This window comes from Variovorax sp. LjRoot175 (genome assembly GCF_964253805.1).
GTDB lineage: Bacteria > Pseudomonadota > Gammaproteobacteria > Burkholderiales > Burkholderiaceae_C > Variovorax.
The window spans coordinates 4,980,929-4,999,242 of sequence record NZ_CAXURY020000001.1 but is presented as its reverse complement, the minus strand read 5'-3'; the positions used below and the strand labels follow the sequence as shown (position 1 = coordinate 4,999,242).

The window sequence follows — 18,314 nt, the reverse complement described above, 5'->3', positions numbered from 1 at the left end:
GCCGCGGACCGCGTTCAGGCCGGGTCGATGAAGGCCATCACATCGTCCAGGTGATGGCGCTCGAAATCGGACAGCGCATGGTCGCTGCCCTCGAGCAGCTTGATGCGGCTTCCGGGGTAGCGGGCCGACATCTCGCGCCAGTCCAGGAGCTCGTCGCCCTTGGCGATGACGGCGAAGACCTGCTCGGGCTGTGCCAGCGGCCCGAGTTCGAGCGCACGCAGTTGATCGATGTACTCGGGCCGGAAAAAAAAGTGCTCGGCCGGGTCGTGCCAGGAGCTCTGCTCGCCGATGTAGTTCGCCAGGTCGCGCGCCGGATGAACCGCGGGGTTCAGCAGCACGGCGCGGCAGCCTGTCATGCCGGTCACATGGGTGGCGTAGAAGCCGCCGAGCGAGGAACCCACGACCGCCATCGAGCTGCGCGGCCATTGCGCGATGCCGTTCATCACGAGTTCGATGGCCTCGCGGGGGGAGGGCGGCAGTTGCGGGCACCACCACTGCAGTTGCGGGTGCCGTTCGGCCACGCGCTGCGCCATCTGCCGCGCCTTGGTCGACAGCGGCGAGGAGCGAAAGCCATGGAGATACAACAAATGGGTGGCGGGCAACGGGTTCATGCTGCTGGATTGTTACGGAAGCGCGCCGGGACGCGGATAATCCGCGCCCATGTCAGCCGTGTTCAACCAGCCGTCGCTCGCGCGTCGCATCGTCCCCGTGTTCCAGGGCTTCGACGGCTTTCTCGCTTTCGCCGTGCTGCTGCTGGCCTGCGCCGGCATGCTGACCATGTATTCGTCGGGTTTCGACCACGGCTCGCGCTTCGCGGACCACGGCCGCAACATGCTCCTGGCCGGCTTCATCATGTTCGTGGTGGCGCAGGTGCCGCCACAGCGCCTGATGTTCTTTGCCGTGCCGCTCTACGCCCTGGGCGTGGGGCTGCTGATCGCGGTGGCGCTGTTCGGCATCACCAAGAAGGGCGCCACGCGCTGGATCAATGTCGGCATGGTGATCCAGCCGAGCGAAATCCTGAAGATCGCGATGCCCCTGATGCTGGCCTGGTGGTTCCAGCGCCGCGAGGGCCAGTTGCGCACGCTCGACTTCGTGGTCGCCACCGTGCTCTTGGCGGTGCCGGTCGGCCTGATCATGAAGCAGCCCGACCTGGGCACCTCGCTGCTGGTGCTGGCGGCCGGCCTGTCGGTGATCTTCTTCGCCGGGCTCTCGTGGAAACTGATCGTGCCGCCGGTGGTGATCGGGCTGGTCGCGGTGGCGCTGATCGTCGGCTTCGAGTCGCAGCTGTGCGCCGACGGCGTCGACTGGCGCGTGCTGCACGACTACCAGAAGCAGCGCATCTGCACGCTGCTCGACCCGACCAAAGACCCGCTGGGCAAGGGCTTCCACATCATCCAGGGCATGATCGCCATCGGCTCCGGCGGCGTCGGCGGCAAGGGTTTCATGCAGGGCACGCAGACCCACCTGGAGTTCATTCCCGAGCGCACCACCGACTTCATCTTCGCGGCTTATTCCGAGGAATTCGGTCTCATCGGCAATCTGGCGCTGATCGCGGCCTTCGTCTTCCTGATCTTTCGCGGCCTCGCGATCGCGCTGGATGCGCCGACGCTGTTCTCCCGCCTGCTGGCCGGCGCGATGACGATGATCTTCTTCACCTACGCCTTCGTGAACATGGGCATGGTGAGCGGCATCCTGCCCGTGGTCGGCGTGCCTTTGCCCTTCATCAGCTATGGCGGCACCGCGATGGTGACGCTCGGCCTGGGGCTCGGCATCCTGATGTCCATTTCGCGCGCCAAGCGGCTGATGCAGTCCTGAGCGCCATTCGGGGTGCGAGCCTAGAATCCTTCGATGATTTCACGCGAACCCACCATCGAGCGCCTCGCCACGGCGCAGCAGCTCCTGCTCACGCCCTTCGGCCTCGACGAGTCGCACCTGTCGCGCGCCCTGGCCGAAATCACCGCCCACAAGGTGGACGACGCCGACCTCTACTTCCAGTACACGCGCAGCGAGGGCTGGAGCCTGGAGGAGGGCATCGTCAAGACCGGCAGCTTCAGCATCGACCAGGGCGTCGGCGTTCGCGCGGTCAGCGGCGAGAAGACGGCCTTCGCCTATTCGGACGACATCTCCGAGGCCTCGCTGCTCGATGCGGCGCGCACCGTGCGCACCATTTCCGCTGCCGGGCGCAACGGGCGGGTGAAGGCTCCGGCGCGCAAGGTCGCGACGAGCCGTTCGCTCTATGGCGGCGTGGACCCGATCTCGACGCTGGACAGCACCGCCAAGGTCGAGTTGCTCGGCAAGGTCGAGAAGCTCGCGCGTTCCAGGGATCCGCGCGTCGCGCAGGTGATGGCCGGCCTCGCGAGCGAATACGACGTGGTGCTGGTCGCGCGCGCCGACGGCACGCTGGCGGCCGACGTGCGGCCGCTGGTGCGGCTGTCGGTCACGGTGATCGCCGAGCAGAACGGCCGCCGCGAGATGGGCTCGGGCGGCGGCGGCGGCCGCTTCGGCCTCGCCTATTTCGACGATGCGCAGATTGCCGAGTACGTCGACCAGGCCGTCCAGCAGGCGCTCACCAACCTGGAATCGCGTCCCGCGCCCGCGGGCGAGATGACCGTGGTGCTCGGCCCGGGCTGGCCCGGCATCCTGCTGCACGAGGCCATCGGCCACGGGCTGGAAGGCGACTTCAACCGCAAGGGGTCGAGCGCCTTCTCGGGCCGCATCGGCGAGCGCGTGGCGGCCAAGGGTGTGACCGTGCTGGACGACGGCACCATCGCCGACCGCCGCGGCTCGCTCAACGTCGACGACGAAGGCAACGCGACGCAGCGCAATGTGCTGATCGAGGACGGCATCCTGAAGGGCTACATCCAGGATTCGCTCAATGCGCGCCTGATGAAGGTCCCGCCCACCGGCAACGGCCGCCGCGAGAGCTACGCGCACGTACCGATGCCGCGCATGACCAACACCTACATGCTGGGCGGCGACAGGGTGCCGGAAGAAATCGTCGCCAGCATCAAGAAAGGCCTCTACGCCACCAACTTCGGCGGCGGCCAGGTCGACATCACGAGCGGCAAGTTCGTGTTCTCGGCCAGCGAAGCCTACTGGGTGGAGAACGGCAAGATCCAGTATCCGGTGAAGGGCGCCACCCTGGTCGGCAACGGTCCCGATGCGCTGACGCGCGTGACGATGATCGGCAACGACATGGCGCTCGATACGGGCGTCGGCACCTGCGGCAAGGAAGGCCAGAGCGTGCCGGTCGGCGTCGGCCAGCCCACGCTGCGCATCGACGGCCTGACCGTCGGCGGCACCGCCTGACGCCCGCAAACAACAGCCGAGCCCAAAACCCTGTGCTACATTCGGCCCCTATGTCTTCGCGCGTCGCGTTTTTCTTTTCGTACTTTTGGTTCCCGGTTTCCGGCGGACGAGAGGCGAGCGCGTAAAGCACACTGACACACCCTCCCAGAACCGCCGGCGCCTCGAGCCCCGGCGGTTTTTTTATGCCCCGATGATTTTCAAAGTGAAGGAAGAAGCGATGAGCACGAACACTGCCCCGGCCACCGAGAACTGGTATGCGAGCGTCGAGAAAACCAGCCGAACCGACGACGAACGCATCAAGGACATCACCGTGCTGCCCCCTCCCGAACATCTGATCCGCTTCTTCCCGATCCGCGGTACGCTGGTCGAATCGCTGATCACCGGCACCCGCCGCGCCATCCACAACATCATGGCCGGCAAGGACGACCGGCTGCTGGTCGTGATGGGCCCGTGCTCGATCCACGACCCGGCCGCCGCGCTCGAATACGCAAGGCGCCTGAAGGCCGAGCGCGAGAAGTACGCCGGCACGCTGGAGATCGTGATGCGGGTCTACTTCGAAAAGCCGCGCACGACGGTGGGCTGGAAGGGGCTCATCAACGACCCCTACCTCGACGAGAGCTTCCGCATCGACGAGGGCCTGCGCATCGCGCGCCAACTGCTCATCGACATCAACCGGCTGGGGCTGCCGGCCGGCAGCGAGTTCCTCGACGTGATCTCGCCGCAGTACATCGGCGACCTGATCTCCTGGGGCGCGATCGGCGCCCGCACCACCGAGAGCCAGGTGCACCGCGAACTGGCTTCTGGCCTGTCGGCGCCGATCGGCTTCAAGAACGGCACCGACGGCAACATCCGCATCGCGACCGACGCCATCCAGGCGGCGGCGCGCGGGCACCACTTCCTCTCGGTGCACAAGAACGGACAGGTGGCGATCGTGCAGACCAACGGCAACAAGGACTGCCACGTGATCCTGCGCGGCGGCAAGGCGCCCAACTACGACGCCGCGAGCGTGGCCGCCGCCTGCGAGGACCTCGAAGCCGCCAAGCTGCCGCCGACGCTGATGGTCGACTGCAGCCACGCCAACAGCAGCAAGCAGCACCAGAAGCAGATCGACGTGGCGAAGGACATCGCCGCGCAGATTGCGGGCGGCAGCAAGAGCGTGTTCGGCCTGATGGTCGAGAGCCACCTGAGCGCGGGCGCCCAGAAGTTCAGCGCCGGCAAGGACCGCGTGGCCGATCTGGAATACGGCAAGAGCATCACCGATGCCTGCCTGGGCTGGGACGATTCGGCCCAGGTGCTGGAGCTGCTGTCGCAAGCGGTGAAACAGCGCCGCGGCTGAATCGGTGCGACGGCGCTCAGATCAGCGCCGCCAGCTCCGGCCAGTGGTGGCGCAGCAGCGCCGCCTCGTCGCCGTCGGGCTGCATGAACGAGAAATCGCTGAAGTCGAAACCGGGTCCCACGGTGCAACTGACCAGCGTGTAGTCGTCGGTGGCCTGCGACACGATGGGCCGGGCTGCTTGCCACTGGCCTGCCGGAACGGTGTGCTGCGGTCGCGTGCCGTGGACATCGACCGGGCCCAGCCGCAGGTGGACCGGCGGCGTGCGCAGCGCCCCATCGCTGGTCCAGAGCGCGAGCGGAACCCCTTCGAGATGGATCCACACTTCGTCGGACGCCACACGGTGCCAGCGCGAATGCTGGTGGGCTTCCAGCAGGAAATAGATGGTAGTGAGCGCCTGGCGGGCCGGCCGCCCATCGGCGGGGATGACCTGCGCTGTCGAGCGGAACACCTCGCGGAACCAGCCGCCCTCGGGATGAGGCTGCAGATTCAGGGTATCGATGAGCTCCTGTGCGCGCATGAGCCTATTCTGCCGCGCCTGTCGCGCGCAAGGCGGAAAGAAGCTTCTCGTGCACGCCTCCGAAACCGCCGTTGCTCATGCAGACGATGTGATCGCCGGGCCGCGCGACCGCGACGATCTGCGCCACCAGGGGCTCGATCGCGCCGGCCACCTGCGCCCGGTCGCCCATCGGCGCGAGCGCTGCGGCAGCGTCCCATTCCAGTCCGCCGCTATGGCAGAAAGCGAGGTCGGCCGCTTCGAGGCTCCAGGGCAACTGGGCCGCCATGGTGCCCAGCTTCATGGTGTTGCTGCGCGGTTCGAAGGCGGCCAGGATGCGCTCGCCTTGGTGGCCGTCGGCGTCGAGCTTCTTTCGCAGGCCGTCGAGCGTGGTGCGGATCGCCGTCGGGTGGTGCGCGAAGTCGTCGTAGACCGTGATCGCTGCGCCCGCGCGCGCGACCGTGCCGCGCAGCTCCATGCGGCGGCGCACGTTGCGGAAGCTGGCCAGAAAGCCGGCCGCTTCGGCCGGCGCCACGCCCACGTGCTCCGCGGCGGCGATCGCGGCGAGCGCATTCATCTGGTTGTGCAGGCCGGACAGCGCCCATTCGACGCGGCCGACCTGCTCGCCTTGGCGCAGCACCTCGAACGCGTCGTGCGGCCCATGGGCCTGCCATTCGCCGCCGGCGCCGAAGCGGGCCAGTTCGCTCCAGCAGCCCTGGGCCAGCACGCGCTGCAGACTTTCCTCGGTGGCGTTGACGACCACGCGGCCCGTCCCCGGCACGATGCGGACGAGGTGGTGGAATTGCCGTTCGATCGCCCCCAGGTCGTCGAAGATGTCGGCGTGGTCGAACTCCAGGTTGTTCAGGATCGCGGTGCGCGGGCGGTAATGGACGAACTTGCTGCGCTTGTCGAAGAAGGCCGTGTCATATTCGTCGGCTTCGATCACGAACTTGTTCTTGCCGAGCCGGGCCGAGACGCCGAAGTCGAGCGGCACACCGCCCACCAGAAAACCCGGCGCCAGGCCGGCGCGTTCGAGGATCCAGGCCAGCATCGAGGTGGTGGTGGTCTTGCCGTGCGTGCCGGCGACGGCCATCACGTGGCGGCCCTGCAGCACGTGTTCTGCCAGCCATTGCGGGCCGCTGGTGTAGCTGGCGCCGGCGTCGAGGATGGCTTCCATCAGCGGGAACTTGGGCGTGCCGTCGGCGAGCCGGGCGCGGGACACCACGTTGCCGATGACGAAGACATCGGGCCGCAGCGCCATCTGGTCGGCGTCGTAGCCTTCGATCAGCTCGATGCCGAGCGAGCGCAGTTGGTCGCTCATCGGCGGATAGACGCCGGCATCGCAACCGGTCACCCGGTGGCCGGCTTCGCGCGCCAACGCGGCGACACCGCCCATGAAGGTGCCGCAGATGCCGAGGATGTGAATATGCATCGGTCGATTCTAGGGACGCAGGGCGGCCGGTCTTCTGCCGGTGCCTTACTGCGGGCAAAATGGGCCGATGGACACGTCCAAGCAGGAAATTGCCGCCGCTGCGGCCCGCCTCGTCGTCGAGGAAGGGCTGGAGTACGGCCCCGCCAAGCGCCGCGCGCTGCGCGACCTGGGTCTGCCTGTGCGTACGCCGCTGCCGAACAACGACGAGATCGAGGCCGAGGTGCGGGATTACATCCAGCTCTATTGCGCGGACACCCAGCCCAAGGAATTGCACGCGCTGCGCCAGCTGGCGCTCGAATGGATGGAGCGGATGGCGCAGTTCCGGCCTCACATCGGCGGCGCCGTGTGGCACGGCACGGCGACGCGCCTGTCGGACATCTACATCCAGCTCTTCTGCGACGACCCGAAGTCCGCCGAGATCGCGCTCATCGACCACCATGTCGACTACGAGCCGCGCATGGTCACCGGCTTCCATGGCGAGCAGGTCGAAGCCCTCAGCGTTCATGTGGCGAGTCGGGCACTCGGCGAGGAGATTGGCGTGCACCTGCTGGTGTACGACCTCGACGATCTGCGAGGCGCGCTCAAGCCTGACGCGCAGGGCCGCATCCCGCGCGGCAACCTGGCCGCGCTCAGGCGGCTGATAGAAAAGGACAGTGGATGACTTCGAGCCCCACGCGCCGGGCCTGGCTCTATGGCGGCGTCGCCGCGGTGGCGGCCGTTGCCGGTCTGGGCGGTGCTCTGTGGCACCGCCGGGGCGGCGCGGCCGGCGGCGAGCAGCTGGACGCCGCATTCTGGGCGCAGCGCTTCGATCGGCCCGAAGGTGGCGAACTGGTGTTCGAGAGTCTGCGGGGCAAGCCGCTGTTGCTCAACTTCTGGGCCACCTGGTGTCCTCCTTGCGTCGAGGAGATGCCCATGCTCGATGCGTTCTTTCGCGAAAATGCGGCCAACGGCTGGCAAGTTGTCGGTCTGGCGATCGATCAGCCCACCGCGGTTCGCAAGTTCCTGACCAAGACGCCGGTCAGCTACCCCATCGGTCTGGCGGGGCTGCAAGGCACGGAACTGGTCAAGAATCTGGGCAACACGGCCGGCGGTCTGCCCTTCACCTTGGTGCTCGATGCCGGTGGCGCAGTGGCGGCGCGTAAAATGGGCAAGCTCGAGCCGGGTGATCTCCAGGCATGGCGACGGGCCTAGTTCACGGCTAGAATCGCTCGCCCGTTCGGGCAGTTGATGGCGAAACGCCGAAATACGCCGAAAAACACCGATTTTTAGGCGAGTTAAATCCTAATAGCCGGCAAAGCCGGCGCTGGAGTCCCATGGATCTGCGCAAGCTCAAGACACTGATCGATCTGGTGTCCGAATCGAATATTTCCGAACTGGAAATCACTGAAACCGAAGGCAAGGTCCGCATCGTCAAGGGCGGCGTCGCCGCACCGGTTCAATACATTCAAACCGTCGCCGCGCCGGCTCCGGCCATCGGCGCTGCAGCACCGGCCGGTGCCATCGCCGCGCCAGTCGCGGCGGCGCCGGCCGCAGAGGCGGCGCCCGTCGGCCATGCCATCAAGTCGCCGATGGTCGGCACCTTCTACCGCTCCTCCAGCCCCGGTGCACCCGCATTCGTCGAGATCGGCAGCCAGGTCAAGGAAGGCGACACGGTCTGCATCATCGAGGCGATGAAGATCCTCAACGAGATCGAGGCCGACAAGGCCGGCACCATCACACAGATCCTCGGCGAAAACGGTCAGGCGGTCGAATACGGCCAGCCGCTGTTCATCATCGAGTGACCATGTTCAAGAAGATACTGGTCGCCAACCGCGGCGAAATCGCGCTGCGCATCCAGCGCGCCTGCAGCGAGTTGGGTATCAAGGCCGTGATGGTCTATTCCGAGGCCGATCGCGATGCCAAATACGTGAAGCTGGCCGAGGAAGCGGTATGCATCGGCCCGGCCCCTTCCTCGCAAAGCTATCTGAACATGCCGGCGATCATCTCGGCGGCCGAAGTGACGGACTCCGAGGCGATCCACCCGGGTTACGGCTTTCTGAGCGAGAACGCCAACTTCGCCGAACGCGTGGAGCAGAGCGGTTTTCAATTCATCGGCCCCACGCCCGAATCGATCCGCATCATGGGCGACAAGGTGTCGGCCAAGCAGGCCATGATCAAGGCTGGCGTCCCCTGCGTGCCCGGCTCGGAGGGCGAACTGTCCGACGATTCCTCCACCAACAAGCGCATCGCCCGGGCGATCGGCTATCCGGTCATCATCAAGGCGGCGGGCGGCGGCGGCGGGCGCGGCATGCGCGTGGTGCACACCGAGGCGGCGCTGGTCAATGCGATCCAGATGACCAAGGCGGAGGCCGGCGCGGCCTTCAACAATCCATCGGTCTACATGGAGAAGTTTCTCCAGAACCCGCGCCACATCGAGATCCAGATCCTCGCCGACAAGCACAAGAACGCGGTTTACCTGGGCGAGCGCGACTGCTCGATGCAGCGGCGCCACCAGAAGGTGATCGAGGAATCGCCCGCACCGGGCATCCCGCGCAAGTTGATCGAGAAGATCGGCGAGCGCTGCGCGGCCGCCTGCAAGAAGATCGGCTACCGCGGCGCCGGAACCTTCGAGTTTCTCTACGAAAACGGCGAGTTCTACTTCATCGAGATGAACACGCGCGTGCAGGTGGAGCACCCGGTCACCGAATTCACGACCGGCATCGACATCGTGAAGACGCAGATCATGGTCGCCGCCGGCGAGAAGCTGCCGTTCACGCAGCGCCAGATCGAGATGCGCGGCCACTCGATCGAGTGCCGCATCAATGCCGAAGACGCCTACAAGTTCACGCCCTCGCCGGGCCGCATCACGATGTGGCATCCGCCGGGCGGGCCGGGGGTGCGCGTGGATTCGCACGTCTACACCAACTACTTCGTGCCGCCGAACTACGACTCGATGGTCGGCAAGATCATCGTGCACGGCGATACCCGCGACCAGGCCTTGGCGCGCATGCGCACGGCGTTGAGCGAAACGGTGATCGAGGGTATCCAGACCAACATCCCGCTGCACCGCGAGTTGATGGTCGACGCCAAGTTCATGAGCGGCGGCACCAACATCCACTACCTCGAAGAGTGGCTCGCGGCCCACAAGCGCTGAGCGGGACCGCGGCACCGTGTTCGAACTCCGCCTGCTCGCGCCGGAAGATCGCGTCGAAACCGTCAGCGATGCGCTCGAGGCGCTCGACGCGCTGAGCGTTTCGGTCGAGGACGCGGATGCCCAGACCGATGCCGAGCAGGCCCTGTTCGGCGAGCCGGGCATGCCGCCGCCCAAGGGAGGCTGGCAGCGCTCCCGGGTGATCGCCTTGTTTGCCGCCGAGGCGCAGGCGCGGGAGGCTGCTGCGGTGCTGGCCGCGCAGGACTTCTTTGTGGATTGCGAGGTGCTTGGATTGACCGAGGTGCCCGAGCAGGACTGGGTGCGGCTGACACAGTCCCAGTTCGCACCGGTCGAAATCACCCCCGAGTTCTGGATCGTGCCCACCTGGCACGAACCGCCGGCGCAAGCGCAGCAGGTCATCCGGCTGGACCCGGGTCTTGCCTTCGGCACGGGCACGCACCCGACCACGCGCATGTGCCTGCGCTGGATCGCAACGCGCGGGGAGCTCCGTGGGAAGCGCGTGCTCGACTACGGTTGCGGCTCCGGCATCCTGGCGATCGGCGCGGCCAAGTTCGGCGCGACCGACATCGACGCCGTCGACATCGACGAAGCCGCCGTGGATTCGACGCGGCTCAACGCTGAGGCGAACGAGGTGCAACTGAAGGCCGGCCTGTCCGACTTGGCAACTGGCCGCTACGACATCGTGCTCGCCAACATCCTCGCCACGCCGCTGAAGGTGCTTGCGCCTTTGCTGTGCGAGCACGTCGCAGCGGGCGGTTCGCTGGTGCTGGCGGGCATCCTCGAGCGCCAGGCCGACGAACTGAAGCTCGCCTATGCGCCCTATGCAGCGCTGGAAGTGAGCGACAGCGAGGACGGCTGGATTCTGATGACCGCGGCCCTCTAGATCGTCCTCGACGCTGGAGGTCGACCCTACAATCGGCGCCTCATGAGCCTGGTCACTCGCTGCCCCGCCTGCGCCACCACTTTCAAGGTGGTGAGGGACCAGCTTCGCATCTCCGACGGGTGGGTGCGCTGCGGCCGGTGCAGCGAGGTGTTCGACGCGACCGTCGATCTGCGTGAAGCGCCCGATTCGGCGCCTGGACCCGCGGCAGTCGCACCGACGTCAGCGCCCGACGAAGGCACCAGCAGCGTGCCGCCCGACGCCGATCCGCCGATCGAAACTGAGCTGGACGAAGTGGCAGAGTGGCCCGCGCACGAGGAACCCGTGCGCAACCTCGAGGAGGCGGACTTCCTCGACGACGAACAAGAGATCGAACCACCGGTCGCCGAGCCGCCCGTCGCCGTGCCGCCGCCGCCGCCTGCGTCCAAGACCTCGGCGCCATCCGATCCGCTGTCGTTCGCTGTCGGCGTCGTTGCGGACGAGCCCTGGCCCCAGCGCTCGCAGCCGATGCGTGCAGCCGAAGCGCAAGTGATTCCGCCTTATCCCTCGCTTCCGCCATTCCCGAACATCGATCTGAACCTGCCGGCCGCCCCGCCCATCGGCCGCGAGCCGCCACCGCCACGGCCGTCGCCGCCACCTCCGCCGGCGGCTGAAGAAGACACCGGCAACGCGCAACTGCAGAAGGCGCTGCGCCGTGCGCGTGCCAAGTCCGCCAAGATCGCCAGGGCGAAGGCGCGCGGAGAAGAGCGGGCGGCGCGCGAATCGGCGCCCGTGGTGCTGGCCGCCAGCGAGCCTGAGCCTGCTATCGAGCTCGCTCGGCGCAGCCCTCGGTTTTTGGGCGCCGCCGCCGAGGGATCGGCATTCTGGCAGCGGCCAGCGGTGCGGCGCTCCCTGATCGTCGTGGCCGTGCTGGCTGCGCTTCTTCTGCTCATGCAGGTATTGCATCAGGAGCGCGACCTCATCGCCGCTCGCCAGCCGGGGCTGCGTCCCGCGCTCGCGGCGCTGTGCAGCCTGACGGGCTGCGAGCTCTCGGCGCTGCGCCAGATCGGCGACATCACGATCGATGGCGCCTCCTTCGCGCGCGAGAAAAGCGGCGATGCCTACCGCCTCAGCTTCACCTTGCGCAATGCCGCCACCGTGCCGCTCGCGATGCCCGCGGTCGAGTTGTCCTTGCTCGACATGCAGGAGCGTGCCGTGATCCGGCGCGTGCTCATGCCGGCCGAGTTCGGCGCGCCGCCCGTCCTGCCGGCCCGTGCCGAGCGCGCGGCGTCGTTGCCGCTGGCGCTGACCGGGCCCGAGGCCGCGGCACTGGCGCCGATCGCAGGCTACCGGGTGCTGGCCTTCTATCCTTGAGTCGCGCGCTCTTTTCTTTTTTCAATCAACCAACGGTTCATCCATGGCAGCAGTGATTTGCGGTTCCCTCGCGTTCGACACCATCATGACTTTCGAGGGACGGTTCGCCGATCAGATCCTTCCGGACCAGTTGCACATCCTCAACGTGTCCTTTCTCGTGCCCGGCCTCAGGCGCGACTTCGGTGGTTGTGCGGGCAACATCGCCTACAGCCTCAACGCGCTAGGTGGCACCGCACTGCCGATGGCGACGGTCGGCAGCGACGGCGTCGACTACCTGGAGCGGCTGCGAACGCTGGGCATCAGCACCGAGTTCGTGCGGCAGGTGGACGACAGCTTCACCGCGCAGGCCATGATCATGAACGACCGCGACAACAACCAGATCACGGCCTTCCACCCGGGCGCGATGCAGCAGGCGCACATCACGCGCATCGCGGCGCGCGAGGACATCCGGCTCGGCATCATCGCGCCCGACGGCCGCGAGGCGATGCTGCAGCATGCCGAGCAGCTCAAGGCTGCGGACATCCCTTTCGTGTTCGATCCCGGCCAGGGCCTGCCGATGTTCGACGGCAAGGAACTCGCGCATTTCGTCGACTTGGCCAGCTGGGTGGTGGTCAACGACTACGAGGGAAAGATGCTCTCGCAGCGCACGGGCTGGAGCCTTGCTGAGATCTCGAAGCGTGTGCGCGGACTGGTCGTGACGCTGGCCGCCGAAGGCTGCGAAGTGTGGACCGAAGGCGAGCGCGAGCACGTGCCCGGCGTGAAGCCGACGGCCGTGGTCGAGCCGACGGGTTGCGGCGATGCATGGCGCGGCGCGCTGCTGTTCGGGCTGGAGCAGGGCTGGCCGCTCGCGCGTTGCGCTGCGTTGGGCAACCGCATCGGCGCGCTCAAGATCGCGCAACGCGGGCCGCAGAATTACCAGGTGGATCGGAAGGCGCTCGGCCTCTGAGCCCATAAAAAAGCCCAGCACCTGTCTTCGGTGCCGGGCCAACCATAAAAAAGCCCAGCACCTTGCGGTGCCGGGCTTTGTGCCTTCAAGGCCGCTGAACGACTCAGGGCTTGCTGGCCGTCGGAAACGGCCAGGCTGCCTGGGGGTTCAGCGTCGTTTGCGCTGCAGGAGCAGGCGCTACGGCTGCCTTGGCGGGCGCTTTCGCGGCCTTCTTGGCAGCAGGCTTTTTCGCTGCTTTCTTGGCAGCAGGCTTCTTGGCTGCAGCCTTTTTCGCAGGCGCTTTCTTGGCAGGCGCCTTTTTCGCGGCGGCCTTCTTCGCCGGCGCCTTCTTGGCTGCTGCCTTCTTCGCAGGAGCCTTCTTCGCGGCGGCCTTCTTCGCCGGCGCCTTCTTCGCTGCTACCTTCTTGGCAGGAGCCTTCTTCGCAGCGGCCTTCTTCGCCGGTGCCTTCTTGGCTGCTACCTTCTTCGCAGGAGCCTTCTTCGCTACGACCTTCTTGGCCGGTGCCTTCTTGGCGGCGACCTTCTTAGCCGGAGCCTTCTTTGCAGCGGCTTTCTTGGCCGGCGCTTTCTTTGCAGTTGCCATTTCTATTTTCTCCTTGATCAAGTTGAAAAAATCAACCTTTTGAAGCACTCCACGCATGTTGGTAGCGTGAAGCGATTCATGGCGTTGGAGCAAGCCCCAGCACCATGAACACCTGAGCTTTTCACCGCCGCACTCTTCGGTGCGTGTAGCCGGCGAAAGCAATTCTTGAACTCACTTTATTTGTCGGAACGATTCAATCCCAGGAGAGCGCACCACCCGACTGATACTCGATCACGCGGGTTTCGAAGAAGTTGCGCTCCTTCTTCAGGTCAATCATTTCGCTCATCCAGGGGAACGGGTTTTCCTCGTTCGGGAAGAGCGTTTCCAGGCCGATCTGCTGCGCGCGCCGGTTGGCGATGTAGCGCAGGTAGCCCTTGAACATGGAGGCATTCATGCCGAGCACGCCGCGAGGCATGGTGTCTTCGGCGTATCGGTACTCGAGCTCGACGGCCTTCAGGAAGAGGGCCTTGATCTCGGCCTTGAACTCTGCGGTCCAGAGGTGTGGGTTCTCGAGTTTCAGCTGGTTGATCAGGTCGATGCCGAAGTTGCAGTGCATCGACTCGTCGCGCAGGATGTACTGGTACTGCTCCGCGGCGCCGGTCATCTTGTTCTGGCGGCCCAGCGCGAGGATCTGGGTGAAGCCGACGTAGAAGAACAGCCCCTCCATCAGGCAGGCGAAGACGATCAGCGACTTGAGCAGGGTCTGGTCGTTCTCGTGCGTGCCGGTGTGGAAGTGCGGGTCGCTGATGGCTTCGATGAAGGGGATCAGGAACTGGTCCTTCTCGCGGATCGACGGCACCTCGTTGTAGGCATTGAAGATCTCGCTCTCATCCAGGCCGAGCGACTCGACGATGTACTGGTAGGCGTGCGTGTGGATCGCTTCCTCGAAGGCCTGGCGCAGCAGGAACTGGCGGCACTCGGGGGCCGTGATGTGGCGGTAGGTGCCCAGCACGATGTTGTTGGCGGCCAGCGAATCGGCGGTCACGAAGAAGCCGAGGTTGCGCTTGACGATGCGGCGCTCGTCTTCGGTCAGGCCGTTCGGGTCTTTCCAGAGCGCGATGTCGCGCGTCATGTTCACTTCCTGCGGCATCCAGTGATTGGCGCAGGTGGCGAGGTACTTCTCCCAGGCCCACTTGTACTTGAACGGAACCAACTGGTTGACGTCGGTCTGGCCGTTGATGATGCGCTTGTCGGCGGCCTTCACGCGGCGCGCGGCCTGCGCTTGCGGCATGGAAGCCGGAGCAGGCCGCAGTGCGGCGCCATCATCGAGTGCGCGGAAAGTCGGGGCGATAGGCGCAATTTGCGAAGTCGGGAACTCCGACGAGCGACCGACGGTCGCGTCGTTGTTTGATGAGTGCCGCAATCCTTGTTGCAGATCCTTTGGCAAGGAGGGCTTGACTTCTTCGTCCCAGGTCAACATAGAAAAATCCAATGCTCAAATTATGTGAGCAACGATGTGAGTTGCAAAGTGCTGCTTCACATCGCGCTCCAATTATGTTGCCGTTATGTTGTTCGCATGCATCGCCATTTGTCAGGCGATGCCGCGAATCACGGCAACTTCACGCTGACATCACTGGCACGCTTCGCACGTCGGATCGTCGACGCCGCAGAACGCGATATCGGTCGCCGGCATCGCACTCAGCTGCGCTTGCGCTGCGAGCGCAGCCGCTTCGAGCGCACTCATGCCCGACGAAGATGCGTCGCCACTGCCATTGCTTCCCGAGGACACCGCGTTGAGCCGGCCCGATTGCACCGTCGATTTCTCGGCGTGCGTCGCGCTCTGCGTGCGCAGGTAGTAAGTGGTCTTCAGGCCGCGCAGCCACGCGAGCTTGTAGGTGTCGTCGAGCTTCTTGCCCGACGCGCCGGCCATGTAGATGTTGAGCGACTGCGCCTGGTCGATCCACTTCTGGCGACGCGCGGCGGCTTCCACCAGCCAGGTGGTTTCGACCTCGAACGCGGTGGCATAGAGCGCCTTGACGTCCTGCGGTACGCGGTCGATCGGGCGCAGCGAGCCGTCGAAGTGTTTGAGGTCCATCACCATCACGTCGTCCCACAGGCCCAGGCGCTTGAGGTCTCGCACCAGGTAGTGGTTGATGACGGTGAACTCGCCGGAGAGGTTCGACTTGACCGACAGGTTGCCGAAGCAGGGCTCGATCGAGGCGTCGACGCCGATGATGTTCGAGATGGTCGCCGTCGGCGCGATGGCGACGCAGTTGGAGTTGCGCATGCCGTCGGCCTTGATCTTCTGGCGCAGCGCATTCCAGTCGAGCGTGGACGAGCGGTCGACGTCGACGTAGCCGCCGCGCGCCTTCTCCAGCAGGTCGAGCGTGTCCGGCGGAAGCACTCCCTTGTCCCACAGCGAGCCCTTGTAGCTCGAATACTTGCCGCGCTCGCGCGCCAGTTCGGTCGAGGCCCAGTAGGCGTGGTAGCAGATCGCTTCCATCGACTCGTCGGCGAACTGCACCGCTTCCTGCGAGGCGTAGGGAATGCGCAGCTCGTACAGCGCGTCCTGGAAACCCATCACGCCGAGGCCGACCGGGCGATGGCGCAGGTTGGAGTCGCGCGCCTTCTTGACCGCGTAGTAGTTGATGTCGATCACGTTGTCGAGCATGCGCATCGCGGTCGAGATCGTGCGCTGGAGCTTTTCCTGGTCGACCTTGCCGTCCTTCAGATGCTGCAGCAGGTTGACCGAGCCGAGGTTGCAGACCGCGGTTTCGGTGTCGCTGGTGTTGAGCGTGATCTCGGTGCACAGGTTGGACGAATGGACCACGCCGGCATGCTGCTGGGGCGAGCGCACGTTGCAGGCATCCTTGAAGGTGATCCACGGATGCCCGGTCTCGAACAGCATCGTGAGCATCTTGCGCCAGAGATCGGTGGCCTGGACCGTGCGGCTCGGCTTGATCTCGCCGCGCGCGGCCTTCTCTTCGTAGGCGACGTAGGCGGTCTCGAAGTCGGTGCCGAACTTGTCGTGCAGGTCGGGCACGTTGGAGGGCGAGAACAGCGTCCAGCTGCCCTTTTCCATCACGCGGCGCATGAACAGGTCGGGAATCCAGTTCGCCGTGTTCATGTCGTGCGTGCGGCGGCGGTCGTCGCCGGTGTTCTTGCGCAGTTCGAGGAACTCCTCGATGTCGAGGTGCCAGCTTTCCAGGTAGGTGCAGACCGCGCCCTTGCGCTTGCCGCCCTGGTTGACCGCCACCGCGGTGTCGTTCACCACCTTGAGGAAGGGCACCACGCCCTGCGACTCGCCGTTGGTGCCCTTGATGTGGCTGCCGAGCGCGCGCACACGGGTCCAGTCGTTGCCCAGGCCGCCCGCGAACTTGGACAGCAGGGCGTTTTCCTTGATCGACTCGTAGATGCCGTCGAGGTCGTCGGGCACCGTGGTCAGGTAGCAGCTCGAGAGCTGCGAGCGCAGCGTGCCGCTGTTGAACAGGGTGGGCGTGCTCGACATGAAGTCGAAGGAGGACAGCACTTCGTAGAACTCGATCGCGCGGGCTTCGCGGTCGATTTCGTTGAGGGCCAGCCCCATCGCCACGCGCATGAAGAAAGCCTGCGGCAGTTCGATGCGGGTCTTGCGCACGTGCAGGAAGTAGCGGTCGTAGAGGGTCTGCAGGCCGAGGTAGTCGAACTGCAGGTCGCGCTGGGGCTTGAGCGCGGCGCCGAGGCGGTTCAGGTCGTACTGCAGCAGCTTCTCGTCGAGCAGCTCGTTGTCGACGCCCTTCTTGACGAACTGCGGGAAGTAGTCGGCGTAGGCCTGGGCACGTTCGGCCGGCATCACCTCGCGGCCGATGATCTCCTTGAAGATCGTGTGCAGCAGCAGGCGCGCGGTGGCGAAGGTGTAGTCGGGGTCCTTCTCGATCAGCGTGCGAGCCGCCAGGATCGACGCCTTGTAGACCTCGTCGAGCGGCACGCCGTCGTAGAGGTTGCGCATCGTTTCGGCCACGATCGGGCCGGCCGTGATGCTGTCGCCCAGGCCTTCGCAGGCGGATTCGATCAGGCCCTTGAGTTCGTTGAGGTCGAGCGCGACGCGCTCGCCGCGGTCGAGCACGTGCAGCGTCGAAACGGCGATCTGCGCGTCCTGTTCGCCCGACTTCGAGCGTTCCTGCGAGCGGCGCTCGCGGTACAGCACGTAGGCGCGCGCGATCTCGTGGTGGCCGCCGCGCATCAGGCCGAGTTCGACCTGGTCCTGCACGTCTTCGATGTGGAAGGTGCCGCCGCCCGGACGCGAGCGCACCATAGCGCGGACCACGCCCTGGGTCAGGTTGTCGACCGTCTCGCGCACGCTGGCGGAAGCCGCGCCCTGGGTGCCGTGCACCGCGAGGAAGGCCTTCATCATCGCGATCGCGATCTTGTTGGGCTCGAAGGGCACGACCGCGCCGTTGCGGCGAATGATCTGGTAGTGGGCGAGCGCGTTGCCGGCGGGCGAGCCTGCAACATCGTTTTTTTGCGGCGTCGAGGGTACGGCGCGAGGTGTGGCGGGGGTGTTCAGGGCAGTTTGCATTCGTTCCTCTGTTGGCAATTCTTGTTGGGGCGGTGGTGCCGCTTGTGGCCGGTTGCTCGGTATGAAGCACGGGGCAGGGCACACTATATCTAGGGTCTCGCGGGTCCACAACCCACTAGATGTAGTGTTTTCCCAATGGTTCAAGGAACAAGTTCACAGCGAAGAGCTCTCAGATGAAGAGCTATGCCGCGCCGTTGCTGACCCACCTTAGCGCCTGCCGCTGTCCATGGGCCTTGCAGGCGTTTTTGGGCCTGAAAGGCGCATGGTTGCTGCGCCGCCGGGGTTGCGCGATCGGCGTTGTTGCGCTGCATCCGCTGCGCATCGCGGGATGCA

The 18,314-nt window shown here is 65.8% G+C and carries 16 protein-coding genes; 10 read left to right on the top strand and 6 right to left on the bottom strand.

Features of this window, described 5'->3' with window-relative positions:
- Positions 1 to 14 precede the first annotated feature (14 nt).
- On the bottom strand, positions 15 to 611 hold the full coding sequence (locus tag ACSQ89_RS24795; RefSeq protein WP_436293617.1) for a YqiA/YcfP family alpha/beta fold hydrolase: 597 nt from the start codon (positions 609 to 611) through the stop codon (positions 15 to 17).
- A 49-nt stretch (positions 612 to 660) separates the two neighbouring features.
- On the opposite strand from ACSQ89_RS24795, the gene rodA reads away from it, so the two are divergent.
- The 3 genes from rodA (at position 661) to ACSQ89_RS24780 (ending at position 4,645) form a co-directional block, all read left to right on the top strand.
- Positions 661 to 1,815: a rod shape-determining protein RodA gene (gene rodA, locus ACSQ89_RS24790; protein ID WP_093104041.1), complete on the top strand. Its 1,155-nt coding sequence runs from the start codon at positions 661 to 663 to the stop codon at positions 1,813 to 1,815.
- A 33-nt stretch (positions 1,816 to 1,848) separates the two neighbouring features.
- Complete coding sequence (tldD, locus tag ACSQ89_RS24785; protein WP_093104042.1) at positions 1,849 to 3,309, top strand: metalloprotease TldD; 1,461 nt, start codon at positions 1,849 to 1,851, stop codon at positions 3,307 to 3,309.
- A gap of 217 nt (positions 3,310 to 3,526) precedes the next feature.
- Positions 3,527 to 4,645, top strand: coding sequence for a 3-deoxy-7-phosphoheptulonate synthase (locus ACSQ89_RS24780; protein WP_436293616.1), 1,119 nt, complete (start codon positions 3,527 to 3,529; stop codon positions 4,643 to 4,645).
- A 16-nt stretch (positions 4,646 to 4,661) separates the two neighbouring features.
- Here ACSQ89_RS24780 and ACSQ89_RS24775 read toward each other — a convergent pair whose 3' ends face one another.
- Together ACSQ89_RS24775 and mpl are read right to left on the bottom strand one after the other, a co-directional pair.
- The gene (locus ACSQ89_RS24775) at positions 4,662 to 5,162 is read right to left on the bottom strand and encodes a cupin domain-containing protein (RefSeq protein WP_436293615.1); all 501 of its coding nucleotides are present in this window, start codon (positions 5,160 to 5,162) and stop codon (positions 4,662 to 4,664) included.
- 4 nt (positions 5,163 to 5,166) lie between these two features.
- Positions 5,167 to 6,570, bottom strand: coding sequence for a UDP-N-acetylmuramate:L-alanyl-gamma-D-glutamyl-meso-diaminopimelate ligase (gene mpl, locus ACSQ89_RS24770; RefSeq protein WP_093104045.1), 1,404 nt, complete (start codon positions 6,568 to 6,570; stop codon positions 5,167 to 5,169).
- A gap of 67 nt (positions 6,571 to 6,637) precedes the next feature.
- On the opposite strand from mpl, the gene ACSQ89_RS24765 reads away from it, so the two are divergent.
- The 7 genes from ACSQ89_RS24765 to ACSQ89_RS24735 all read left to right on the top strand — a co-directional run bounded on the left by ACSQ89_RS24765 (position 6,638) and on the right by ACSQ89_RS24735 (position 12,900).
- Positions 6,638 to 7,231 (top strand): hypothetical protein, encoded by a 594-nt coding sequence (locus ACSQ89_RS24765; RefSeq protein WP_093104047.1) that lies wholly within the window; start codon positions 6,638 to 6,640, stop codon positions 7,229 to 7,231.
- The gene (locus ACSQ89_RS24760; protein ID WP_093104048.1) at positions 7,228 to 7,761 is read left to right on the top strand and encodes a TlpA family protein disulfide reductase; all 534 of its coding nucleotides are present in this window, start codon (positions 7,228 to 7,230) and stop codon (positions 7,759 to 7,761) included. The genes ACSQ89_RS24765 and ACSQ89_RS24760 overlap by 4 nt, the downstream gene beginning before the upstream one ends.
- 122 nt (positions 7,762 to 7,883) lie before the next feature.
- Positions 7,884 to 8,351 carry an acetyl-CoA carboxylase biotin carboxyl carrier protein gene (gene accB, locus ACSQ89_RS24755; protein WP_093104050.1) on the top strand — a complete coding sequence of 156 codons (468 nt, stop codon included), beginning with the start codon at positions 7,884 to 7,886 and terminating at the stop codon, positions 8,349 to 8,351.
- Positions 8,352 to 8,353: 2 nt separating this feature from the next.
- Positions 8,354 to 9,703, top strand: coding sequence for an acetyl-CoA carboxylase biotin carboxylase subunit (accC, locus tag ACSQ89_RS24750; RefSeq protein ID WP_436293614.1), 1,350 nt, complete (start codon positions 8,354 to 8,356; stop codon positions 9,701 to 9,703).
- A gap of 16 nt (positions 9,704 to 9,719) precedes the next feature.
- On the top strand, positions 9,720 to 10,604 hold the full coding sequence (prmA, locus tag ACSQ89_RS24745) for a 50S ribosomal protein L11 methyltransferase (RefSeq protein ID WP_093104053.1): 885 nt from the start codon (positions 9,720 to 9,722) through the stop codon (positions 10,602 to 10,604).
- Between the two features lie 42 nt (positions 10,605 to 10,646).
- Positions 10,647 to 11,954: a zinc-ribbon and DUF3426 domain-containing protein gene (locus ACSQ89_RS24740; protein WP_436293613.1), complete on the top strand. Its 1,308-nt coding sequence runs from the start codon at positions 10,647 to 10,649 to the stop codon at positions 11,952 to 11,954.
- A 43-nt stretch (positions 11,955 to 11,997) separates the two neighbouring features.
- The gene (locus tag ACSQ89_RS24735) at positions 11,998 to 12,900 is read left to right on the top strand and encodes a carbohydrate kinase family protein (RefSeq protein WP_093104056.1); all 903 of its coding nucleotides are present in this window, start codon (positions 11,998 to 12,000) and stop codon (positions 12,898 to 12,900) included.
- 103 nt (positions 12,901 to 13,003) lie between these two features.
- Here ACSQ89_RS24735 and ACSQ89_RS24730 read toward each other — a convergent pair whose 3' ends face one another.
- From ACSQ89_RS24730 to ACSQ89_RS24720, 3 genes are all read right to left on the bottom strand, one after another.
- Positions 13,004 to 13,483 (bottom strand): histone H1-like DNA-binding protein, encoded by a 480-nt coding sequence (locus ACSQ89_RS24730; RefSeq protein WP_093104058.1) that lies wholly within the window; start codon positions 13,481 to 13,483, stop codon positions 13,004 to 13,006.
- Positions 13,484 to 13,676: 193 nt separating this feature from the next.
- Positions 13,677 to 14,903, bottom strand: coding sequence for a ribonucleotide-diphosphate reductase subunit beta (locus tag ACSQ89_RS24725; RefSeq protein ID WP_436293612.1), 1,227 nt, complete (start codon positions 14,901 to 14,903; stop codon positions 13,677 to 13,679).
- Positions 14,904 to 15,053: 150 nt separating this feature from the next.
- The gene (locus ACSQ89_RS24720) at positions 15,054 to 17,981 is read right to left on the bottom strand and encodes a ribonucleoside-diphosphate reductase subunit alpha (RefSeq protein WP_093104061.1); all 2,928 of its coding nucleotides are present in this window, start codon (positions 17,979 to 17,981) and stop codon (positions 15,054 to 15,056) included.
- Positions 17,982 to 18,314: the final 333 nt, after the last annotated feature.

What these genes read in the sequence shown, in the direction of transcription:
- ACSQ89_RS24795 (WP_436293617.1), bottom strand. Translation starts at nt 611, where the DNA reads ATGAACCCGTTGCCCGCCACCCATTTGTTGTATCTCCATGGCTTTCGC.
- rodA (WP_093104041.1), top strand. Translation starts at nt 661, where the DNA reads ATGTCAGCCGTGTTCAACCAGCCGTCGCTCGCGCGTCGCATCGTCCCC.
- tldD (WP_093104042.1), top strand. Translation starts at nt 1,849, where the DNA reads ATGATTTCACGCGAACCCACCATCGAGCGCCTCGCCACGGCGCAGCAG.
- ACSQ89_RS24780 (WP_436293616.1), top strand. Translation starts at nt 3,527, where the DNA reads ATGAGCACGAACACTGCCCCGGCCACCGAGAACTGGTATGCGAGCGTC.
- ACSQ89_RS24775 (WP_436293615.1), bottom strand. Translation starts at nt 5,162, where the DNA reads ATGCGCGCACAGGAGCTCATCGATACCCTGAATCTGCAGCCTCATCCC.
- mpl (WP_093104045.1), bottom strand. Translation starts at nt 6,570, where the DNA reads ATGCATATTCACATCCTCGGCATCTGCGGCACCTTCATGGGCGGTGTC.
- ACSQ89_RS24765 (WP_093104047.1), top strand. Translation starts at nt 6,638, where the DNA reads ATGGACACGTCCAAGCAGGAAATTGCCGCCGCTGCGGCCCGCCTCGTC.
- ACSQ89_RS24760 (WP_093104048.1), top strand. Translation starts at nt 7,228, where the DNA reads ATGACTTCGAGCCCCACGCGCCGGGCCTGGCTCTATGGCGGCGTCGCC.
- accB (WP_093104050.1), top strand. Translation starts at nt 7,884, where the DNA reads ATGGATCTGCGCAAGCTCAAGACACTGATCGATCTGGTGTCCGAATCG.
- accC (WP_436293614.1), top strand. Translation starts at nt 8,354, where the DNA reads ATGTTCAAGAAGATACTGGTCGCCAACCGCGGCGAAATCGCGCTGCGC.
- ACSQ89_RS24740 (WP_436293613.1), top strand. Translation starts at nt 10,647, where the DNA reads ATGAGCCTGGTCACTCGCTGCCCCGCCTGCGCCACCACTTTCAAGGTG.
- ACSQ89_RS24735 (WP_093104056.1), top strand. Translation starts at nt 11,998, where the DNA reads ATGGCAGCAGTGATTTGCGGTTCCCTCGCGTTCGACACCATCATGACT.
- ACSQ89_RS24730 (WP_093104058.1), bottom strand. Translation starts at nt 13,483, where the DNA reads ATGGCAACTGCAAAGAAAGCGCCGGCCAAGAAAGCCGCTGCAAAGAAG.
- ACSQ89_RS24725 (WP_436293612.1), bottom strand. Translation starts at nt 14,903, where the DNA reads ATGTTGACCTGGGACGAAGAAGTCAAGCCCTCCTTGCCAAAGGATCTG.
- ACSQ89_RS24720 (WP_093104061.1), bottom strand. Translation starts at nt 17,981, where the DNA reads ATGCAAACTGCCCTGAACACCCCCGCCACACCTCGCGCCGTACCCTCG.